The organism is Vibrio sp. A37, from assembly GCF_059777565.1.
In genome coordinates this window covers 1-21,303 of sequence record NZ_JBLNLI010000030.1, presented here as the reverse complement: position 1 = coordinate 21,303, position 21,303 = coordinate 1, and the positions used below count along the sequence as shown (strand labels likewise).

Sequence of the window (21,303 nt, the reverse complement as noted above, 5' to 3'; positions counted from 1 at the left end):
GATTATCATCAACGAGTGCCCACACAGATTGATAGGTTTATATTGTTAAAGAGCGATTCCTAACAACCTTGTCACTTTCAAAGTGTCGTTGCTAGGGGTGCGTATAATACGCTTATCTTTTATAGAGTCAAGAACTTATTTCATTTCTTTTTCTCTTCCAACACTTCTTTTTCTATGTGACTTTCGTCTCATTCCGTGTCGGTGAGGCGGCATTATAGGGAGAAATAAAATCATGACAAGCATTTTTTTAAAATTTAATTTTGTTCGCTCAATAATGCATCAAAGTCACTAAATTCGAATAAAATTGCAACATTTGAGATGTGTCACATCGATCTATTGGAAAATTTTCAAGCATGTACGTAAGATTCTTGTGTCTATTTTGTTAAAAATAGTCTTCTTATTTCTGTTACCTAACATGTAGTATTCAAATATGAACTCTAATAAATCATCTGTATTAATCATTGCTCTAGCTATAATTGGTGGGATTATTTTCTGGCAAGTTCCCTTGCACCCCGCTGCTACGTTCGTTATTGGTGTTATCGCTGCCACTTTTGTTCTTAAACTTTCCAGCACTAGTCACGGTTCAAATTCATCAAGCACTGCTTCAACAAAAACCTTGTATGTGGGAAACCTGCCTTACAAAGCAAATGAGTCACACGTAAGAGAGTTATTCGCCAAGCATGGTGAAGTCTTTGCTGTTCGCTTGATGAAAGATAAACGTACGGGAAAAAGAAGGGGGTTTGGTTTTGTTGTTATGGCTAGCGCCGACATCAACAATGCTATCGACGCCTTAAATGAACAAGACTATATGCAAAGAACGTTGAAAGTTCGCATTGCAAATGATCCTAAACATCCTGAATCGGAACTGTCTTCACCGGACTAAAGCCTAGTTTGTGAAGCGACTGATTTAAAGCGCCTTCTTGCCAAGTAGGCGCGGTACTATATATGAGGTGTGGCCTTTGACATGGCTTAGTAGTCACCTCTAGTCGCTCGACTAAATCTTTTACTCGCCTCGCGATTGCTTCACCAGAATCTACTAACGTAACCTTATTGCCAAATACTTCTCCAATCTCTTTTCTGATTAAAGGAAAGTGCGTACAACCTAGTACGGCAACATCTACCTGTTCACAAATCGGCTCAAGCAGTTGGTGTAACTTTGGCATATCAACAGCTTGGCCACGCAGTTTTGCTTCAGCCATATCGACTAAATCCGTAGAGCCAAACATCTCAACTGTTTTGCCATTGGCGAAATCTCGAATGAGATCTTTTGTGTATTCTCTTGTTGTCGTCGCTGGCGTCGCGATAAGTGCAACTGAAGAATTTGAAAGAAGGGAAGCAGGTTTAATGGCAGGGACAACACCTACAACAGGAATGCTAAGTTGTTCTCTTAGTTTCGGTAGCACTATCGTACTCGCGGTGTTACACGCAATAACCACCAGATCAATTTGATGCTTTTGTATGTACTGCAGAACAATTCTACAAACTCGATTGAGAAGGGTTTCTGGGGATAGCTCTCCATAAGGGTACGCTTCATTATCAAACACATAAATGTAGTTCAACTCTGGTAGCATGGCCTGTACTTCTTGAAATACCGATAGACCACCGACTCCAGAATCAAAAACAAGAACGTTGTATATTGAAGATGTTTCCACTTAAATAGTCCAGAATTAAAGACAGGAGGATCATACCGCCTCTGATGAATTTAGCAATCCACTCCTGTCAATTCCTTGTTACCTAAAAATTGTAAGTGGTACTGACGTAGTAATTTCGGCCAGGCGTCGCATACCCTTCTACCGTTTCGTAGTTAGTATTGAAAAGGTTTCCAATCTTACCAGCGACAGACAGGTTATCACTGACATAATACGTTGTTGCAAAATCTACTAAAGAATAAGGATCTAACACTTCGGTATTAGCTGAATCATTGTAGCGCTTACCTTGGTAAAGGTAGCTAAGTTCAAATTGCCAGTTTTCTAACATATAACTCGCATTCCATTTTGCACTGTTTTTGGCTCTACGAATTAATTCGTTGCCAGTCGATTTATCTTCGGTATCGAGATAGTCGTAAGACACTTCATTATGGATAGGTCCGGTATAAAAGCGACCAACTACCTCGTACCCCGTTATACTGGCTTGACCGATATTTTCAACGGTACTGAAGGTATCGTTTATGGTTATCATATCGTCAACTTCGCTATGATAAGCAGATAAACGTAAATCAATAAGAGACAGCTTCGACTCTAGTGCAATCTCTCCACCTCTGGTTTTCTCCGGCTTCAAGTTTGGATTACCTTGGTAACCATATTGATCTGGCCAGTAAAGGTCGTTAAACGTTGGCGCCTTAAAAGATGTACCGTAGCTTCCCGTTAAACGTGTCGCTTTTGTCAGCCAATATCCAGAAGCCAATTGATAGGTAGTAAAGTTTCCATAGGCACTATTATCATCAAAACGTACATTCAACTCTGATGATATTTTGCCCTTAGAAAGCTTTGCCCCAGTATACACAGCGGCGTTGTTTCGACGATCTTGAGTGTACTGTGCTGACTGGTTACTAACGCGGTCTTGATACCACTCTGTACCACCAAGCAAAGATAACGCCTGATCTAATTTGTACAAGTTTTGCCAAGCAACAGAATAACGATTTGTGCTTATCGTATTTGGCGTTGTACCTTGTCCATATGAATTTGCACTATCTTGGTTGGTTGCAAGAGTCGTAGTACTTGTCCATTTTTGTCTATTGTATTTACCAACCAAGCCAAGCGCATACAGATCGCTTTTAGTGTTATCGGCGCTTGTGTAGTTACCGCCAACATCATATTGAGTGTGCTGTCTTTGATAGTAACCATTCGCTTTTAGCGTCAAATGTTCTGTCTTTTTTATACCCGTATCAACCGTCAAATATTGAGTATTAAAGCCATCATCATCTGAATCGTACTGGTTCGGACTATTGGGCTGAACGTTATACCCTTTTTCAGCTTGATGGGTTGCAGAAAGGTTCAACCAGGCTCGATTATCTTCGCTAGTCGCAGCAGTATTGGCACTGACGTCATAGAGCCCATAGCTGCCTAAACCTGCACTAACAGAACTCGCACCGTCAACACCACTGGTTGTAATGATATTGATAACACCAGCTACAGCATCAGAACCATAAACTGCAGCTTCAGGGCCTTGTAGGACTTCGATACGCTGTACGCCACTTAAAGGAATTGCAGACAGATTGGCATAACCTGTGGTTGCACTACCAATTCTGACACCATTCATTAACACCAATATATTTTTAGTCGAACGTCCGCGAATAAAAACAGATTGAGACTGGCCTAATCCGCCATTGTTAGAAACCTGTATTCCCGGTAATCGACGCAAAACTTCCGATAGTGATTTAGCCTGAATGGCATCGATATCTTGTTTGGTAATGATGTCCACGGGGGCAATAAGATCGCTGACTTGGTCTTCAAAAGGGTTAGCAGTCACTACCATGGTTTGGCTAGCGGAAGTGGACTGGTTAGTAGATGTCGTGTTTGCGTAGGTAAGCGGCGCAACGCATAGAAGCGATCCCACTGCGATCGCCAATTTTGATTTATTCATTTGAGTTGTATGTCCTATAACGCGTTATTCTCACTGAACCCATAAAGCAATAATTTATGGAGCTCAGCTGCTGGCTGGTATTCGGACTTAAGAGCAATGCCTACATTGGCAACCTATAGCTAGACTTCCCGCAAGATATGCAGTGTCAAAATAAGCTTTCGTTCTCTATTACCGCTGCGCGTCAGTTCTGGATTCACACCAGATTCCCATTTCAGCCATCTAAACTGCTAGATGGCACCAGATCGGACAAGATACTATTGGTATGAAGCGTTTTTGTCTACATCTAAGTTATTCATCTCCCGCAAAGTTATAGATTCTTCGAACAAAAGAAAAATTATAACGTCATGAATTAATTGAATTTACCCAAATTCAATGACACTTAATTGCTAACACTACTAGACATAAAGGTAAGATTGACTAAGATCTGCGCTCTCTAAGAACGCTCTCCACCCAACACAGAGGCAAAAATGGCGACACTAGAAATGACTCCAGAGAACTATGCAATTCAGCTTGAAGATAAAAAGCAGCGCATGCAGGCAATGTTCGCTCCATTTTCAGCGCCAGAGGTGGAAGTATTTGAGTCTCCGATTCAACACTACCGTATGCGCGCCGAGTTTCGCGTATGGCATGAAGGTGAAGAGCTGTACTACATCATGTTTAATCAAGAAACTCGCGAAAAGTATCGCGTTGACCAGTTTCCAGCAGCCAGCCTTCTAATTAACCAATTGATGCCTATTTTAATGGAAGAGCTAAAGCCAAATAAGAGCTTGCGTCATAAGCTTTTCCAAGTCGACTTTCTTTCGACACTAAGTGGTGAAATTCTCGTCTCGCTTCTCTACCATAAGCAGCTTGATGAAGAGTGGAACGATCAAGCGAAGCAACTCAAGACAAAGCTTGTTGAAAAAGGTTTCCGCCTTAACCTTATTGGCCGAGCTAGAAAAATGAAAGTCGTACTCGACAAAGACTACGTTATTGAGTCACTCAATGTCTTTGGCAAAGAATACGTTTACCAGCAAGTAGAAAACAGTTTTACTCAACCCAACGGAAAAGTGGCAGAGAAGATGCTCGAATGGGCCGTCGACTGCACCAGGCAAAGTAAAGGTGACTTGCTTGAGCTGTATTGTGGTAACGGCAACTTTTCTCTGGCACTTGCACAAAACTTTGACCGCGTATTAGCCACTGAGCTTGCAAAGCCTTCGGTAAATTCAGCTCAATATAATATTGCCGCGAACAAAATCGACAATGTGCAAATTATTAGAATGTCCGCAGAAGAATTTACCGAAGCAATGGAAGGGAAAAGAGAGTTTCGTCGCTTGAAACAAGCTGGTGTGGACTTAAAAAGCTACAATTGCCAAACCATTTTTGTCGATCCACCGAGAGCTGGAATGGATATCGATACTTGTAAGATGGTGCAGGCTTACTCTCGTATCCTTTATATATCGTGCAACCCTGATACGCTACTAGACAACTTAAAGGTACTAGGTGAGACTCATGCGATCACACGCTTTGCACTGTTTGATCAATTCCCGTACACCCACCACGTCGAAGCCGGGGTATTACTAGAAAGAAAAGCTTAAAACGTACTATTGCTGTACACGTAAAAAAGCGAGCCACTGAATGGGCTCGCTTTTTCAGTTTCTATCGCTATTCGATATCTTTTTTGTGCTTCTTGCCACTCAAAAACCCTAGCTTATAGCCAATCCAGAGTAGTAATACTAAGGAGACCATAATAGCCAAGAAGTTGGAGCCTTCATTGGGATATTGTGCTTTGATAAATGCTGCATGCCCGAATGCTCCAACTAAAAAGCAAGCTAAGCCTAAAAGAGGAATATCCTCAGAAACTGGATTCTTCAGATACTCTTGATAAAGTGCTTGCAACGCTAGCACTATAGCAATCCATGGAAATATAGAGAAATGCACTTCGCTCATTGTCATTGAAGACAAAATTGCGTCCCCACATATACCAGCAATAACCGCCAGTATTAATGTTTTCTTCTCTGAACCACGATTAACTGGGGTGTTTTCGTTCGACATCAGTTTTAACTCCTCTTAATCGATTTCGTTCACGTTCTTTACGATACCAATACGCACCTTTTGCAATCATGCGTAGCTGCAGTATTAACCTATCCGCCAACTCTTCTCGTTCTGACTTATTTAAATCTAACGCTTCTGCTCCCGAGCTAAAGACTAGGGTTACGGAAGCTTCCGCTTGAATAACTGCCTCATCCCTACCCATTCCAGAACTAATTAAAAATTCAGTAAGCTCCGCTGAAAAGTGCAGAATTTCGCGAGCCACCGCTGTACGAAACGCAAAGGTTGTTCCTGAACGCTCACGTAAGAGCAAACGAAATACATTTGGCTGGCACTCAATAAACTCCATAAACGTGTCCACGGAGGTTTTGATTACACTGCCACCTTTAACGATTCTTTGTCTAGCCTGACGCATGAGCTGCCGTAATATCAATCCGCCTTCATCTACCATCGTCAGCCCAAGTTCGTCCATATCTTTAAAGTGACGATAAAAAGAAGTAGGTGCAATACCGGCTTCTCGCGAAACCTCACGAAGGCTAAGGTTTGAAAAACTTCTGTCAGCACTAAGCTGATTAAAAGCTGCATCAATTAGCGATCGTCGAGTCTTCTCTTTTTGCTGTGCTCTTATTCCCATAAATAGTCGTTTAATTAAGCTGTATTGATCAGAATTGGCAAAAATTAGGGTCTGGAAACTTATTTAAGTCAACAGAACCTTATACTGACTCAGTAACCAGACAAATTAAACCGTGCAAATTATATTTTGCAATGATTTCACCTCGCTTTGGAGAACTTTAGCAGATCCTAGGCTAGAGAATCACTCTTAGGCGTGATCCCACCGATGCTATCCAACCCTGATCTTTTACCCTTTAAAGCCCATCCGCTAAAATTTTGCTACGGCCCTATTAGGCAATAAAAACTAAGGAAAATATATGGCACAATCTACCCACTTTGACGTAATTGTGATTGGCAGTGGTCCTGGTGGTGAAGGGGCTGCAATGGGGTTAACTAAAGCAGGACTTAATGTTGCCATAATTGAAAAAGAATCCAGTGTCGGTGGAGGCTGTACTCACTGGGGGACCATCCCCTCTAAGTCGCTACGACATGCAGTTAGCCGGATTATAGAATTCAATAATAATCCTCTTTTTTGCCAAAACAACACCAGTCTACATACCACCTTCTCCAACATCTTAAATCACGCCAAAAACGTCATTGATAAGCAAACGAGGCTGCGGCAAGGTTTTTACGATAGAAACCAATGCTCCTTGATCTTTGGTACTGCAAGCTTTGTCGACACCCACACGATCTCCGTCATGCAGAGTGACTCGAGCACCGAGCTTTATACTGCTGATAAGTTCGTCATTGCTACAGGCTCTCGCCCTTATCAGCCAAAAGATGTGGATTTTAACCACGATAGAATTTACGACAGTGATTCCATTCTCAATCTAGAGCATGATCCTAGACACATTATTATTTATGGAGCTGGCGTAATCGGTTGTGAATATGCATCGATATTTCGTGGACTCGGAGTGAAAACAGATTTAATCAATACTCGCGATCGGTTGTTATCCTTCTTAGACAACGAAACTTCAGACGCTCTGTCTTATCACTTTTGGAACAGTGGTGTCGTGATACGTAATGACGAGACCTACGCAAAGATTGAAGGCACTGATGATGGCGTTATCATCCATTTAGAATCTGGCAAAAAAATGCGGGCCGATTGTTTGCTATACGCCAATGGCCGAACAGGGAACACTGACAAGCTGAGCCTTGAAGTCGTGGGGTTGCAACCGGACTCCAGAGGACAAGTTTCAGTGAACAGTAACTACCAAACCGACATTGATCATATCTATGCTGTTGGTGATGTTATTGGTTATCCAAGTTTGGCAAGTGCAGCTTATGATCAGGGACGCTTCGTTGCGCAAGCTATCACACAAGGACAAGCTCAAGGACATTTAATTGACGATATTCCAGCTGGCATTTATACCATTCCAGAAATCAGTTCCGTCGGGAAAACAGAGCAAGAGCTCACCGCAGCTAAAATACCTTATGAGGTTGGCCGTTCTTCATTTAAGCACCTAGCACGTGCCCAAATTGCAGGTAAAGATATCGGTAGCTTAAAAATACTCTTTCATAGAGATACTAAAGAAATTCTCGGCATTCATTGCTTTGGTGAACGTGCTGCAGAAATCATCCACATCGGCCAAGCCATCATGGAGCAAAAAGGCGAAGCGAATACCATTGAATATTTTGTCAACACTACCTTTAACTATCCAACCATGGCCGAAGCTTACCGCGTAGCCGCACTTAATGGCTTAAACCGACTTTTTTAGAATCTCCTCTGTCAAACGTGGGCCAAGAACGTATTGGCCCGCCACTGAGTAAAAAACACCTTCGCTAAGGTAAAGCCTCGCAGCGCCATAAAAAACAACATCGCAAGCCACAAAGCATGATTTTGCCAAGACATCGCAATCACGTAGACAATGAAATAACCACACATCGAGATAAACATGCTATTTCGCATGTACTTCCCTTTTGTTGCACCAATAAAAATACCGTCCAGCAAAAAACACCACATAGACACTAAGGGCATCGCAATCAGCCAAGGCAGGTATATCTGTGCTTTAGCTTGAACTTTATCAATGCTGGTAATCAGACCAATTAGCTGGTTTCCGAATAATGCAAAAACTAACGTTAAAGCAACACAAATCAATAGGCTCCAAAACAAAATGCCGAGCATCGAACTAGTGAGCTGCGCTTTATTGCGACCTCCAACGGCTTTACCAACCATGGCTTCCATCGCATAGGCAAAACCATCCATACCGTAGGAAATGATCATTAAAAAGCTCATCAACACTGCATTGGCTGCCACAATATCATCACCAAAGCTCGCTGCTCTAAACACCATGAAACTCAATGCAGCCTGCAAGAAAAGTGAGCGAAGAAAAATATCTCTATTTAATTTTACGAATCGACCTATACCGTTACTGGCTGAAGAAATAAGCACAAGAGGAGAAGGTAAGCTTTTTCTACGCCATGTAAAATACACACAGGCCAACCCAAACATGCAGCTGACGTATTCTGCTATGACTGAAGCCAACGCAACACCCTGAACTTTCCAATCGAAACTAACAACAAATAGCAAGTCCAAAGCTATATTCGTCACATTAGCGATGATAACCATCCACATTGGAGACTTGGAGTTCTGCGTTCCCAAAAGCCAGCCAAGTAACACAAAATTCGCAAGTGCCGCTGGCGCTCCCCATGCCCGAATCGAAAAGTACTCAGCACCATATTGCTTGACCTGTGAGCTGGCATCACTGAACGAGAAGATTGCATCAGATATCCAAGAATGCAGCAATAAAAATACGACCGCTAATCCCAATGCCATGAGTAGTCCTTGAATAAGCGTCATGGCAAGTTGCGTTTTGTTGTTTGCTCCGAGGGATTGCGCTGTAAGACCCGTCGTAGACATTCTTAGAAAGCCAAGTAACCAAAACGTCACACTGATCATGGTGCTACCGAGTGATACTCCACCTAAGTACCAAGCATGTTGTAAGTGTCCAATGACAGCTGAATCGACTAACCCCAATAGAGGGACAGTGATATTTGATAGCACCATTGGAATGGCGAGTACTAAAACTTGCTTATGAAGTCGCCTGTTAGACAGAGTTATAAAAATTTCGGATATCACACTCACCTCTCATTAGAAAAGTGAGTGTAACTGGATCACCAACGAAGCTGAACTATTATTGGTGTCAATCGATACTTCAATGAAGTAAATTTGCTAATTATGCGCTGCCACAACTTCCATCGATGGCAATGTTGATCAAAAGGAGAGCTTACCCTAACGTTTTGAGCCCATGGTAATACTCTAAGCATTTCTTTTTTTAGGTCACTATAACCATGCACATAATATTCAGAGCCAAGTGCTTGCCCTAACTTACTTTGGCTCAAATCACCAGCTAAAACCAAACACGCATACGCTTGATCAAAATGACGAGCAACACCCTGTACAAACCTTGCAACTTCTGTTCTATCGCAGTCCAACAGAGCATATTCACAAATAATCATAATTGGAGAATGAGTGGGGATACTCAGACTATCGATCCAATCTAAATTCTTAACATTACCTTTTCGATAAAAGTATCTTTCACTAGAATGAAATAACTTCTTACGCCAAGTTAGATTTTCACTAGCATCAAGCTCAATCCAGTGACACCGGCCGTTATCCACACGATAGAATCGTGTATCAAGCCCCGCACCTAGATTGATAATCCATGCAGAAGGAAAACGGGTGAGAAATTGGCAGACTTGCTGGTCAATAGAGAAGGTCAAGGTAGAATGAAGCAGCTGTTTTTGCGAAATGTTTCCAGATAAACAACCTTTCGCCATAGCACAACGTTGGCAAGCTATGGCGGCAATCGGATCATAAATAATTCCGTCTTTCGCTAAACTTTCTTGGCTACGAAACCAAAGTGGTTTTAGCAGTCTAGCTGGAATATTCAGCTTGTTTTGATGCTTGTGGTGCAAGTGAGTCATTATCGAAGTCCATGGATTACCACAGGCAAATAATAATGAATATCATTTACAAATGCAAATTATTGAGAATAATTCTCAATATACTCTACATCCAATCAGAGTTACGGATAATTCCAACAGCTAAACCTTCAATCTCCATATATTGCGACGTTAAATCAACTTTGATTGGTGAATAGGACTCGTTTTCAGCATGCAACAAGACTGTCGAACCTTTTCTTTCCAAGCGCTTGACGGTTACGTCATCTTCAACTCGTGCCACGACGACTTGTCCATCGCGTACATCTTGAGTTTTATGAACAGCCAACAGATCGCCATCCATGATACCGATGTCTTTCATGCTATCGCCATGAACACGCAGCAAAAAGTCTGCTTGAGGCTTAAACATACTGGCGTCAACTTGATAGTGTGTCTCAACGTGTTCTTGTGCCAAAATAGGTTCACCTGCAGCCACTTGGCCGATTAAAGGCAAGCCCTCTTCTTGCACATCAAGCAAAATCCGAATACCTCTTGACGCACCGGGTATAATTTCTATTGCTTGCTTTTTCGCTAACGCTTTAAGGTGCTCTTCAGCAGCATTGGCTGAACGAAAGCCTAACTCCCGTGCAATTTCAGCACGAGTTGGCGGCATGCCTGTTTCATCAATTTTACTTTTAATTAGATCGAATACTTGTTGCTGACGGGGCGTTAAGGGCTTCATAAGTCACCTGTTTTTTTATACAGTCAACTGTGAGTATATACAGTGGAATGACAAAAAGAAACCCAATTTGCTGTTTTTTAGTCATTTAATTAAGTATCAAAAAAACAGTATGGAAATCCAAATCAAGCCTGTAATTAACATCATAATAAGTACAGCGGCAGAGCCCATATCTTTCGCTCTTCCAGCAAGTTCGTGATGCTCTGGACCAATCCTATCTACCACAGCTTCAATCGCACTATTGAGCAGTTCCACAACCATGATTAGAGCGACCGAAGAAATCAATAGTAATCGCTCTACTACTGTGACATTGACCAGCAAAGCAATAGGGATCAAAATAATTGCTAAAACAACTTCTTGACGAAAAGCCGCTTCGTTTTTAAAGGCGGATCGAATTCCCTGACAGGAATAGACAAATGCATTACATATTCGTTTTAAACCTGTTGCACCTGGTTTTGACACTGCGCATTCCTCAAACTTATGTGAATTCAATATGAGTTGTTTGCTAAGATTTTAAATCAATAGCCGTTACTAGTTTTGATATCTTATCAAATGATCGACGGCCTTCACTAGACGGATTAAAGTTATTACATGGATTCTTCGACGATAAAACAACTTGGGTGCATCATTTATGACTGCTAGACAAACACTAACTCATAAGCTGCTAAAAGTGCCATTATCGTTATTGGTAAAAGGGAGTATTGTTCCTGCCAACCCAATAACTGATGCAGGAATAGACCCAAGTAAACCCATTATTTATGTTTTCCCTTTCCATTCTAGTGCAGATTTACTGACTCTCGATAAAAAGGTTCGTTCTGTCGGCCTACCCAGTCCATTTGAGCATGTCGAAATTCAAGGAAAATCATTTCGGCGCTTCGGTGTTATTGGTGCCAACCCATCTGCTAGTAGCGACGATCAATATATCTCTCTGCACTCTGTCTCACTATTTTCCCAGCTTTTAGAACTGCATAAAGTAGACTCCGATTTAGACATTCAAGTTGTCCCTGTCACCGTACTTTGGGGAAGAAAACCAGACAAAGAAAATCGTCCGAAACCATACTTAGAAGCGCTGAACCCATTACAAAAATGTAAAGCAATACTCCTAGCAGGTAGAGACTGCTTAGTTAGAATCAGTTCACCAGTTTCACTGAGATATATGGCTGATTATCATGGAACAGATAAAAAGATTGCTCAAAAGCTAGCGAGAGTTGCCCGAATACATTTTTCTAGACAAAAATTGGCAGCTTCAGGGCCAAGCTTGCCAAACCGACAAGAGCTATTTGAGCGCTTACTTCACTCTCAGACCATTAGCTTGGCCATTCAAGAAGATGCACGTGTGAAGAATATTTCTATTGAGCAATCTGAAAAAGAAGCTCGAAAAATATTAGATGAGATAGCGGCCGATTTTTCTTACTCTTTGGTAAAAAAAGGCGAGCGAGTATTACGCTGGTTGTGGAATCGCATCTATCAAGGTATCCAAGTAAGCAATGCCTCAACAGTTAGACGGCTAGCCCAAGAAGGGCATGAAATTGTATATGTTCCTTGTCATCGCAGCCATATGGACTATCTATTACTCTCTTATGTGTTGTACAAGGAAGGCATGGTGCCACCACATATCGCAGCAGGAGTTAATCTTAATTTCTTTCCAGCCGGTCCTATATTTCGAAAAGGTGGTGCTTTTTTTCTCAGGCGCTCATTTAAAGGTAATAAGCTTTACTCAACCATATTCAGAGAATATCTCGCTGAGTTGTTTTCAAAGGGCTATTCCGTTGAATTCTTTAGTGAAGGTGGCCGCTCACGTACAGGAAGGCTACTGGAAGCAAAAACGGGTATGCTGGCAATGACCATTCAAGCCATGCTAAGGGGTCTAAGTCGACCAGTGACTTTGGTGCCTGTTTATATAGGCTACGAGCATGTTATGGAAGTCAGTAGCTATGCAAAGGAGCTACGAGGAAAAAGTAAAGAGAAGGAAAATGTCGGCTTAGTTTTAAGAACCATTAAGAAGTTACGTAACTTTGGCCAAGGGTATGTTAATTTTGGTGAGCCGCTATCGCTGAATGTTTATCTGCATGAATACGCTCCAGACTGGATGGATGAAGTTGACCCAAATAACGTCGAAAAACCACTCTGGTTAACGCCAGTCGTCAATAGACTAGCATCAGATGTAATGACACGCATAAACGATGCAGCAGCGATTAATGCTCTTAACCTTTGTGCGACAGCGCTATTGGCCTCTCGCCAAAGAGCACTATCTCGCAAAACCTTAGAAAGTCAGATCGAATGCTACTTATCGCTACTAAAAAATGTCCCTTATTCATCTACCTACACTGTACCAACTGAAGACGCTAAGTCCCTAATTAACCATGCCGAATCTCTGAACAAATTTGTTGTTGAAAAAGATTCATTAGGGACAATATTTTCTCTCGACCGCCGTCAATCAATATTGATGACCTACTATCGAAACAATATCATTCATTTATTAGCACTCCCCTCACTTGTCGCTCAAATCATCGTGCAGCACCAAAAGCTCTCTGTTAGCGAATTGCAAAACCAAATTCGGATTATTTATCCTTTCATTCAACACGAGTTGTTTATTCGCTTCTCGCTCGATCAGCTCGACGACTGGGTCTGTAAATGCATTGCAGAACTCAAACAGCAGCATTTAATCAACCAACGTTTAGAGACCATCTCTATAAACAAAGCGAATACACAACCTTTAGCCTTATTAGGTAGGACGATTTCAGAAACTTTGCAACGTTACGCAATTGCAATCAACTTACTCATCTCCAACCCTTCAGTAAGTCGAGCCGATCTTGAAAGTAAGAGTCAAGAAATTGCTCAGCGACTGGGAAGGTTACATGGGATCAATGCGCCTGAGTTTTTTGATAAAAAAGTGTTCTCAATTCTGTTTATGACGCTTAAACAACAGAGCTATATTGATCAAGGTGGGGAATGTGATATTGGCAAGAGCCAGCAACTGGCTGACTTATTGTATGTCGCGCTCAATTCAGAAGTTCGACTTTCAATTCAAGAGAGTATTTATCAGTACGCTCAAAGCCAGCAAGTGAAATAAGAGGCTTAAAGAGCAGTCTCGCACTGCTCTTTAAATTTTTCATAGGAAAGCTATCAGTAACCCGATCGCAATGACCATACCGACATAGTTGTTGTTAAGAAACGCACGAAAGCAAAGCTCTTTGTTGCGGTGTCGAATTAGTTGCTGCTGAAATGCGAACAAAGCCGCGACAACAAGCAAACTCCAATAGAAGCTAGCTCCAAGGCTATACAGCATTCCTAAATGAATCAGAAGTCCTAGCGTTAAAAGCTGCAATGCGCCTATGATTAGTTTATCGCGTCGACCGAATAATATCGCTGTTGATTTAATGCCAATTTGAAGGTCATCCTCCCTATCCACCATCGCATATTGTGTATCATAAGCAATAGTCCATATAGCATTAATTAAAAATAGATACCAAGCCACTGCAGGCACTTCATTTGCTTGTGCTGCCCACGCCATAGGAATAGCCCAACTGAACGCTAGTCCTAGAACCAACTGAGGCAAATGAGTTATCCGCTTCATAAACGGGTAAATAAAGGCCAAAGCAATAGCAATGAATGATAACTTAATCGTGAGTGCATTCGTGGTGAGAACTAACGTAAATGCAAGCAGACCTAACACAATAAATAGGCCTATTGCCTCTTTACTCGAAACAGCTCCCGAAGGCATGGGTCTGCCTTTTGTTCTGGTTACATGGCCATCGACTTTACGATCCGCAAAGTCATTAATGACACAACCTGCTGAACGCATTAATACAACACCAACAACAAAAACGATTAAAACTTTAAAATTTGGTAAACCTTTTGCGGAGATAATCAGCGCCCAAAGCGTCGGCCAAAGTAACAACAGAGAACCAATCGGCTTATCCATACGCATTAGCTGCCAATAAGCTTTCGCCTTCGCTGCAGTCATTAATTTGTCTCCTTAGAATAGATCGGGCATTCTGGTAAAAATAGTTCCGCCACCAGCATGGGTTTTTCGTTCATCCATAAGCGTGAGCGTCTAGCCAAAAACTCACCATTCTCAGTTTTTGCCCAACCAACCTGCAAAGCATCTCGATAAACATCATCAGAATTAAAAATTGTCACTCCAAGAGGCACTTCGCCTTGTTGTTTAAAATCATGCCCCTGACACTCTCGTGAGCTTTCCGGAATCAGCGTTCTTCCCAGTACCCAAGGTACCGAGTCACCACACAATACCACTTTACGTAACAAGCATTGCTCATACGCCAATAAGTCTATCTCTTGTTCGTTTAAACGCTCAGCTTTAACAACCTTGTTATGTAGCAAATCTACCGTCAATTGTTGACAGTTGCTTCTCAATAGATGTGACATAGAGCCCCTTTCTAACAACCAACGCTCAGATAAAGAGTTTGGAAAGCAAAAACTTTCTACTGACTGCCATTTTACTTGGCGTAATGCACTAAGATAAAGAGAGGTTGATTGATTCATACTAGTATTCTATAAGTAACTCTATCGTCATTCGACTAAGCTTAACTTCTGGTTGTCGCTCTGGTTTCAATAACTTAACTGAATGAAATTCACGATTGGCATCCTATTGTAACAAGACTCTAGTGATAAAAGTATCGAGATTAAAAAAGACAAGTTATCTATGTTTAAACGTTATTTCGTCGTATTGGCTATTGCCCTAAGCACCTGCTTTTCTGCTTATGCAGAGGAAGAAGGCGATCCAAAGCTTGCGTATTTTACTTTGGAGCCGGATCTAACTACAAATTTTTTCACTCAAGGAAAGAAATTAGGCTACATCCAGGTACGTATTGATATCATGGTCGCAAGTACCGCTGATCTCCCGATTATAGAATTACACCAACCTTTAATCCGAGACGCCGTCATCGAACTACTAGGTCAGCAATCGGAAGACACGATAAAAACACTCTCTGGACGGGAAGACCTGCGCAAGACGTTAGTCCAACAGCTCAATGAGATTTTACTCCCCGAAACAGGTAGAACAATAATCGCAGATCTTCTATTTACAAAGTATTTATATCAATAGCCCTAAGCTTGTTGATATTTTTTCTTGCTCGAATCGATAAACGCAATAGCCATCCCCGAAACTAGTCCGACTAAGTGGGCAGTGTTAGCTATTGCCATAAATGGTTGAACGAATCCTAAAACAAGCCAAACCAGCATAAAGACAACTAAGGATTTCTGTATCTGAAGCCCAAGGTGTGGGGCTTTAAAGCTCATAATCCACAGATATCCAAGGCAGGCATACACCACTCCAGATAAGCCACCAAAGTTTGCCCCTTCTACCCAGTATTGCCCTACACCTGATAAAGCTGCGGAAACCAAAAATAGTTGCACCATTTTTTTTGAGCCGAGCTTTTTCTCTATGTCACCACCGAGATACCACCACCAAAGCAAGTTAAAGGTAATATGCAAGATAGAAAAATGTAGCAGAGCATGAGTAAACCATCGCCATAATTGCCATTCTTGGCTTGTGCGATCAGGAAAATGAAGTGCATTAAATATTGTATTTCCCATACCAAGCTGAGATATGGCAAAAATAACAATGCAAATAAGCATCACTAAAAGAGTGAACGGGCCAGCTTTTGCTTTGATCATAGCAAGCAAGCTAGGTGATGAATAATTCAATACATTTTTACGTGATTCAGCCAAATCCCAAGAAGCCGCTTGATATTTGCCATCGTTAGGGTTGGCTATAAATTGTTTTAGCTCAGATTCGGCCTCAACCTGATGCTGGGAATCCGACAGCCACAACGCAAATTGCCCTTCACCTTCTGGCATCATTTGGATCTCTATCCCTCTAGATGCCATGTAATCTATAAACGCTTGTGCCATCCTAGGATCACGTACAACAATCAGCCTAACCATTTATACTCTCTAATTTTTTTCAACGGGGAGGTTGGCGCGCTGCCAAGCCTCAAAGCCACCATCAACACTATACACTTGCTCAAAGCCTTGGTTAACCAAATATTGCGCGGCTCCTTGGCTACTTACCCCGTGGTAACACATAACCATAATAGGTACAGAGAATTCATTTTGATCCATGAATTCGACCAAGCTGTCGTTGGTAAGGTGAAAAGCAGACTGAGAGCGAGCAACACCAAAAGATTGAGCATCGCGAATATCGACTAATTTAGCTTCGCCTTTTTCTAGCAATGAGTGCGCATCATTTACGTTGATATGCTGAAACTGATCCAAAATAAATCCTCTTTCTCGAAGGTAATTTTTGTACTTTAAGTGTAACCTATCCAACGCAACACAAATACATTAGTAGAAAAGGGTTATCCAGCATTGATCAATTTACCATCATTTGTGGATAAAGCTGTGGGTAGTGTGAATAAAGTAGTTTAAGATAAGATCTAACACAATATATAGTAATGATCCTTATTTATGTGTGTATAATTTTATAATTATCCCCAAATGATAATTGCTCGCCAGCCTTTATCAACACAGGATTTTACCTGATCACCAAAAAATTTGTCACAGACTTACCCACAGTTGGAACATCAATCAAGATCCATTTTTTAGGATCTTTGTTTTCGATATTTGCTATCGCAAAGATCTATAAAAGACATAATAAAAATAAATTTATGGTTTAGATATAATATCTTAGGTGAATGTTTATTGACTAGAATTGAATGCATATGAAAAACCGAGATCAGTGGATCTCGGTTTAAACAGATAATGGCTACTAGAAAACTGGTTAGATTTCTCCAACAGCGAGTTTAAGCTTTTTCATCGCATTCTTTTCTAGTTGACGAATACGCTCAGCAGAAACGCCATAAGTCTCAGCTAAGTCTTGTAGAGTTGATTTTTCATCATCTAACCATCTAGAGCGCACAATGTGTTGGCTTCGTTCATCTAGACTTGCTAGAGCTAACCCTAGGCGGTTATTGGTATGTGCTTCCCAGTTCGCTGCTTCTACACTGTCCGCAACGTCGGAATGTTTATCTTCAAGATACACCATTGGCGCGGTATAAGAAGTGCTTGAATCATCATCTTCAGAAGGCATTTCAAACGCCGCATCTTGCGCGGCAAGACGTGACTCCATTTCTCGGACTTCAGAAGGTTCAACGCCTAGCTCACGAGCAACAGTTTCGACTTCACCATTGTTAAACCAACCTAAGCGCTTTTTAGACTTACGAAGATTGAAAAATAGTTTGCGTTGAGCTTTTGTTGTGGCGATTTTCACAATACGCCAGTTACGCAAAACATACTCATGAATTTCTGCTTTAATCCAATGCACAGCGAAAGAGACTAGACGAACACCTACTTCAGGATTAAAACGCTTCACCGCTTTCATCAGACCGATGTTGCCTTCCTGAACTAAATCCGCCATTGGCAAGCCATAACCCGAGTAACCACGAGCAACATGCACAACGAATCGAAGATGCGACAAAATAAGTCCTTTTGCTGCGTCTATCTCACCGTTGTAATGTAGCCTTTCTGCTAAGCTACGCTCTTCGTCAGCTGTCAGCATTGGATAGCTGTTTACTGAGCGAATGTAACTGTCTAGGCTGTCTTGGGTAACTAAAGCAACTGGATATGCTTGGCTTGTCATTCAATTCCTCAATCTATATATTGATATAGCGTTTTTATACCCCACTAAGCTTGAACCGAATATGAACAAGATTCAAGCAGGGAAAGTTATTATGCATAAACTTTTGGTCTATACAAGTGCTAAAGTATGCTCTAGCAATTACATGTCATTGGTATGACAATCGCTCACTAAACAGGTTCAATTTCCTTAAGATGTCTCTGAGCCGAAACTTTAGCCGCCAAACATCCTAAAATTACTCCAAGCATCAATAAGATAATCGATTCTTCGAAACCCAATCCAACCACATTGAACTGGCTATCGTACAGTTTTGCCAACTGTTCAACACTAGTATTAAGCAAAACTGTGATAATCAAAGTGAAAAACCAAGCGATGACCGCTCCAAGAAAACCAAACCAAAGGCCTGAGTATAGATATGGCCTTAAAATGTAACTATCTGTTGCACCAATCAGCTTCATCGTTTGAATGGCATCTTTATTTGCCAAAACATTAAACCTTAGTGTGTTACCCACAATCAGAAATACTGAGAAAAGCATAAGCACAGACAGTATAACTACGATAGACAAAACCACGGCACGAATAGCATCCAATCGAGTAAGCCAATCTTCATCCATCCGGACATCAGTGACATCTTGCTCACCCTTCAGTTTTTGAGCCAACTGTTCAATTACGGTCTTACTGTCTTGACTAGGAATAACCTCAAGTACGCCTGGTAAAGAATAATCATCTAACAAACTGATGGCTTGATTGAATCCTGAGTATTTACTCAAATCCGCTAACCCTTGTTGAGGAGAAATATAGTTAACTTTCTTTACGTCACTCCAACTTTCTACCTTGTCCTTTAAAACCATTGCTCGTGCGTCGGTAGCTTGGTCGCTCAAATACACACTAACTTGTGCAGAGTTCGACACGCTATTCGCAGCTAGAGCAATATTTTTGCCAATCAAATACAGACAAGAAGGTAATGCCAATGCCATTGAGATGACGGCTAAGGTTAGAATATTACCCAGAGGTCTTTGCCAAAGCTCAGAAAAAGACATCTTCGCCTGCTTTATATGGACTTTGAAGAAACCATCGGTTTTCGGCCCTGAGGCCATACGGCTATTCGCTTCACCTTTTCTCTTTACTTTAATGCCCATAATCTTCAACCTCACTTAAAAAGCCCTGATTAAGCTCAAGATGACGATACTGAGGTCGAGTGTTCACCAAACTTATATCGTGAGTCGCTAGGAGTATTGTCACTCCTGCTCGATTGAACTCTTCAAACAATTTTAAAACTCGATTGGAGAGTTCAGGATCTAGGTTGCCCGTCGGTTCATCGGCTAATAGTAATGTTGGCCTGTTCACAACAGCCCGAGCAATACCTACTCTTTGCTGTTCTCCACCGGACAATTGACTGGGCAGACAACGAGCCTTTTCTAATAATCCAGTTTTATCAAGCGCCGCCGAGACACGTTTTCTAATATCCATTTCAGAGATAGATTCAATTCGCATTGGTAAGGCAACGTTGTCATACACAGACCTATCCATTAATAATCGATGATCTTGAAAAACAATACCGATATTTCGCCGAAGAAATGGAATATCTTTGTTAGGGATCTGAGTAATGTCATGGCCATTGAAGCCAATTTTTCCATCGGTTGGACGCTCAATAGCACATATGAGCTTCAATAAAGTGCTTTTTCCAGCGCCAGAGTGCCCACCAAGAAATGCCATTTCACCTCGACGCAAGTGAAAATCAACTTTCTGCAAGGCTTGCTTTCCTCCTCGGTAAGCCTTACTCACTTGTTGAAAATGTATCACTCAAAATTCCCCTTTATTTAAGTTACGGCAAATGCACGCTGGCAAATCGCTATTCTTCTCTGCTAAATAATGCTTCGATAAATTCTTGAGTTTCAAATGGACGCAGATCATCAATCCCTTCACCCACACCAATAAATCGAATCGGGATCTGAAATTGATCAGCAAGAGCAAAAATCACCCCACCCTTTGCAGTACCATCTAGTTTAGTCAGGGTGATCCCTGTTAGTGGTGCAACTTCACTAAATAGTTTTGCTTGGCTTATCGCATTTTGGCCTGTACCTGCATCAAGAGTTAACATAATTTCGTGAGGAGCTGAGTCATCTATTTTTTTCATCACTCGCACAATCTTACGAAGCTCTTCCATTAGGTTGCTTTTATTCTGTAGCCGCCCAGCTGTGTCGGCGATAACAACATCAACCCCTCGAGCAGTTGCTGCTTCAATAGCATCATAAATAACTGAAGCGCTATCGGCCCCCGTGTGCTGAGCAATGACAGGAACATTATTACGTTCCCCCCAAACTTGCAGCTGTTCAACGGCCGCCGCACGGAAAGTATCTCCAGCTGCAAGCATTACTTTTTTACCTTGAGCTTGGAATTGTTTGGCTAGTTTTCCGATTGTGGTTGTTTTACCTACACCGTTTACACCCACCATCAAAATGACATAAGACTTTTTGCTTTCTTCTACGACTAACGGCTGCTCGACGTGTGACAGTATTTCTGCCATCTCTTCTTTGAGTAAGCCATACAATGCTTCGCCATCTTTAAGATCCTGACGAGATGCTTTTTCGGTTAGGCTATCAATGATTTTCATCGTGGTGTTCATACCAACATCAGCGATTAGAAGTTGCTCTTCGAGCTCTTCAAATAGCTCATCATCAATTTGCTTGCCCTTGAATAAACCAAAGAAACCCGCGCCAATATTTGCTTTGGTACGACTCAAGCTACGCTTCAATCTCGCGAAGAAGCTTTCCGTCGGCTTCTCTTGTTCCTGGATTCTAACTTCTGCTTCTGCTTCTGCTTCTGCTTCTGCTTCTGCTTCTGCTTCTGCTTCTGC

General features: G+C 41.6%; 21 protein-coding genes and 1 riboswitch. Of the genes, 5 read left to right on the top strand and 16 right to left on the bottom strand.

Translation table 11 applies throughout. From position 1 onward, the window contains the following. The first annotated feature begins 430 nt into the window (after window positions 1-430). On the top strand, window positions 431-883 hold the full coding sequence (locus ACM2FC_RS22280; protein WP_498483246.1) for an RNA recognition motif domain-containing protein: 453 nt from the start codon (window positions 431-433) through the stop codon (window positions 881-883). Here the strand turns inward: ACM2FC_RS22280 and murI are convergent. Next, the gene (gene murI / locus ACM2FC_RS22275) at window positions 846-1,652 is read right to left on the bottom strand and encodes a glutamate racemase (protein WP_498483245.1); all 807 of its coding nucleotides are present in this window, start codon (window positions 1,650-1,652) and stop codon (window positions 846-848) included. The genes ACM2FC_RS22280 and murI overlap by 38 nt on opposite strands. 82 nt (window positions 1,653-1,734) lie before the next feature. Further along, window positions 1,735-3,582, bottom strand: coding sequence for a TonB-dependent receptor domain-containing protein (locus ACM2FC_RS22270; protein WP_498483244.1), 1,848 nt, complete (start codon window positions 3,580-3,582; stop codon window positions 1,735-1,737). A gap of 55 nt (window positions 3,583-3,637) precedes the next feature. Then, a riboswitch (cobalamin riboswitch) is annotated at window positions 3,638-3,841 on the bottom strand. A 208-nt stretch (window positions 3,842-4,049) separates the two neighbouring features. On the opposite strand from ACM2FC_RS22270, the gene trmA reads away from it, so the two are divergent. After that, window positions 4,050-5,159, top strand: coding sequence for a tRNA (uridine(54)-C5)-methyltransferase TrmA (gene trmA, locus ACM2FC_RS22265; RefSeq protein ID WP_498483243.1), 1,110 nt, complete (start codon window positions 4,050-4,052; stop codon window positions 5,157-5,159). Between the two features lie 67 nt (window positions 5,160-5,226). Here trmA and ACM2FC_RS22260 read toward each other — a convergent pair whose 3' ends face one another. Both ACM2FC_RS22260 and fabR read right to left on the bottom strand, forming a co-directional pair. After that, the gene (locus ACM2FC_RS22260; protein ID WP_498483242.1) at window positions 5,227-5,616 is read right to left on the bottom strand and encodes a YijD family membrane protein; all 390 of its coding nucleotides are present in this window, start codon (window positions 5,614-5,616) and stop codon (window positions 5,227-5,229) included. Further along, window positions 5,591-6,247, bottom strand: coding sequence for an HTH-type transcriptional repressor FabR (fabR, locus tag ACM2FC_RS22255; RefSeq protein ID WP_498483241.1), 657 nt, complete (start codon window positions 6,245-6,247; stop codon window positions 5,591-5,593). Before fabR ends, ACM2FC_RS22260 begins: the two co-directional genes overlap by 26 nt. Window positions 6,248-6,542: 295 nt before the next feature. On the opposite strand from fabR, the gene sthA reads away from it, so the two are divergent. Next, window positions 6,543-7,943, top strand: coding sequence for a Si-specific NAD(P)(+) transhydrogenase (gene sthA, locus ACM2FC_RS22250; RefSeq protein WP_498483240.1), 1,401 nt, complete (start codon window positions 6,543-6,545; stop codon window positions 7,941-7,943). Window positions 7,944-7,954: 11 nt separating this feature from the next. Here sthA and dinF read toward each other — a convergent pair whose 3' ends face one another. From dinF to ACM2FC_RS22230, 4 genes are all read right to left on the bottom strand, one after another. Then, window positions 7,955-9,310, bottom strand: coding sequence for an MATE family efflux transporter DinF (gene dinF / locus ACM2FC_RS22245; RefSeq protein ID WP_498483239.1), 1,356 nt, complete (start codon window positions 9,308-9,310; stop codon window positions 7,955-7,957). A 29-nt stretch (window positions 9,311-9,339) separates the two neighbouring features. Then, window positions 9,340-10,152 carry a class I SAM-dependent methyltransferase gene (locus ACM2FC_RS22240; RefSeq protein ID WP_498483238.1) on the bottom strand — a complete coding sequence of 271 codons (813 nt, stop codon included), beginning with the start codon at window positions 10,150-10,152 and terminating at the stop codon, window positions 9,340-9,342. Window positions 10,153-10,237: 85 nt separating this feature from the next. Then, window positions 10,238-10,849, bottom strand: coding sequence for a transcriptional repressor LexA (gene lexA, locus ACM2FC_RS22235; RefSeq protein WP_498483237.1), 612 nt, complete (start codon window positions 10,847-10,849; stop codon window positions 10,238-10,240). 96 nt (window positions 10,850-10,945) lie between these two features. After that, window positions 10,946-11,308 (bottom strand): diacylglycerol kinase, encoded by a 363-nt coding sequence (locus ACM2FC_RS22230; protein WP_498483236.1) that lies wholly within the window; start codon window positions 11,306-11,308, stop codon window positions 10,946-10,948. Window positions 11,309-11,477: 169 nt separating this feature from the next. Here ACM2FC_RS22230 and plsB point away from each other — a divergent pair, with 169 nt between their 5' ends. Next, window positions 11,478-13,919: a glycerol-3-phosphate 1-O-acyltransferase PlsB gene (gene plsB / locus ACM2FC_RS22225; RefSeq protein WP_498483235.1), complete on the top strand. Its 2,442-nt coding sequence runs from the start codon at window positions 11,478-11,480 to the stop codon at window positions 13,917-13,919. A gap of 39 nt (window positions 13,920-13,958) precedes the next feature. Here the strand turns inward: plsB and ubiA are convergent, their stop codons facing one another. Next, window positions 13,959-14,813, bottom strand: a complete 855-nt coding sequence (gene ubiA, locus ACM2FC_RS22220) for a 4-hydroxybenzoate octaprenyltransferase (RefSeq protein WP_498483234.1) — start codon at window positions 14,811-14,813, stop codon at window positions 13,959-13,961. Next, window positions 14,813-15,352, bottom strand: coding sequence for a chorismate lyase (locus ACM2FC_RS22215; RefSeq protein ID WP_498483233.1), 540 nt, complete (start codon window positions 15,350-15,352; stop codon window positions 14,813-14,815). Before ACM2FC_RS22215 ends, ubiA begins: the two co-directional genes overlap by 1 nt. Window positions 15,353-15,512: 160 nt before the next feature. On the opposite strand from ACM2FC_RS22215, the gene ACM2FC_RS22210 reads away from it, so the two are divergent. Beyond that, window positions 15,513-15,914, top strand: a complete 402-nt coding sequence (locus ACM2FC_RS22210) for a flagellar basal body-associated protein FliL (protein ID WP_498483232.1) — start codon at window positions 15,513-15,515, stop codon at window positions 15,912-15,914. 2 nt (window positions 15,915-15,916) lie between these two features. Here the strand turns inward: ACM2FC_RS22210 and glpG are convergent, their stop codons facing one another. The 6 genes from glpG to ftsY form a co-directional block, all read right to left on the bottom strand. Continuing rightward, window positions 15,917-16,756 (bottom strand): rhomboid family intramembrane serine protease GlpG, encoded by an 840-nt coding sequence (gene glpG / locus ACM2FC_RS22205; protein WP_498483231.1) that lies wholly within the window; start codon window positions 16,754-16,756, stop codon window positions 15,917-15,919. 9 nt (window positions 16,757-16,765) lie between these two features. Next, the gene (gene glpE, locus ACM2FC_RS22200) at window positions 16,766-17,086 is read right to left on the bottom strand and encodes a thiosulfate sulfurtransferase GlpE (RefSeq protein ID WP_498483230.1); all 321 of its coding nucleotides are present in this window, start codon (window positions 17,084-17,086) and stop codon (window positions 16,766-16,768) included. A 505-nt stretch (window positions 17,087-17,591) separates the two neighbouring features. Next, complete coding sequence (rpoH, locus tag ACM2FC_RS22195; protein WP_498483229.1) at window positions 17,592-18,449, bottom strand: RNA polymerase sigma factor RpoH; 858 nt, start codon at window positions 18,447-18,449, stop codon at window positions 17,592-17,594. 167 nt (window positions 18,450-18,616) lie between these two features. Further along, window positions 18,617-19,585, bottom strand: a complete 969-nt coding sequence (ftsX, locus tag ACM2FC_RS22190) for a permease-like cell division protein FtsX (RefSeq protein WP_498483228.1) — start codon at window positions 19,583-19,585, stop codon at window positions 18,617-18,619. Beyond that, window positions 19,575-20,249, bottom strand: a complete 675-nt coding sequence (gene ftsE, locus ACM2FC_RS22185) for a cell division ATP-binding protein FtsE (RefSeq protein WP_498483227.1) — start codon at window positions 20,247-20,249, stop codon at window positions 19,575-19,577. The genes ftsX and ftsE overlap by 11 nt, the downstream gene beginning before the upstream one ends. Window positions 20,250-20,298: 49 nt before the next feature. Continuing rightward, on the bottom strand, window positions 20,299-21,303 hold a 1,005-nt coding region (ftsY, locus tag ACM2FC_RS22180), incomplete at its 5' end, for a signal recognition particle-docking protein FtsY (protein WP_498483226.1).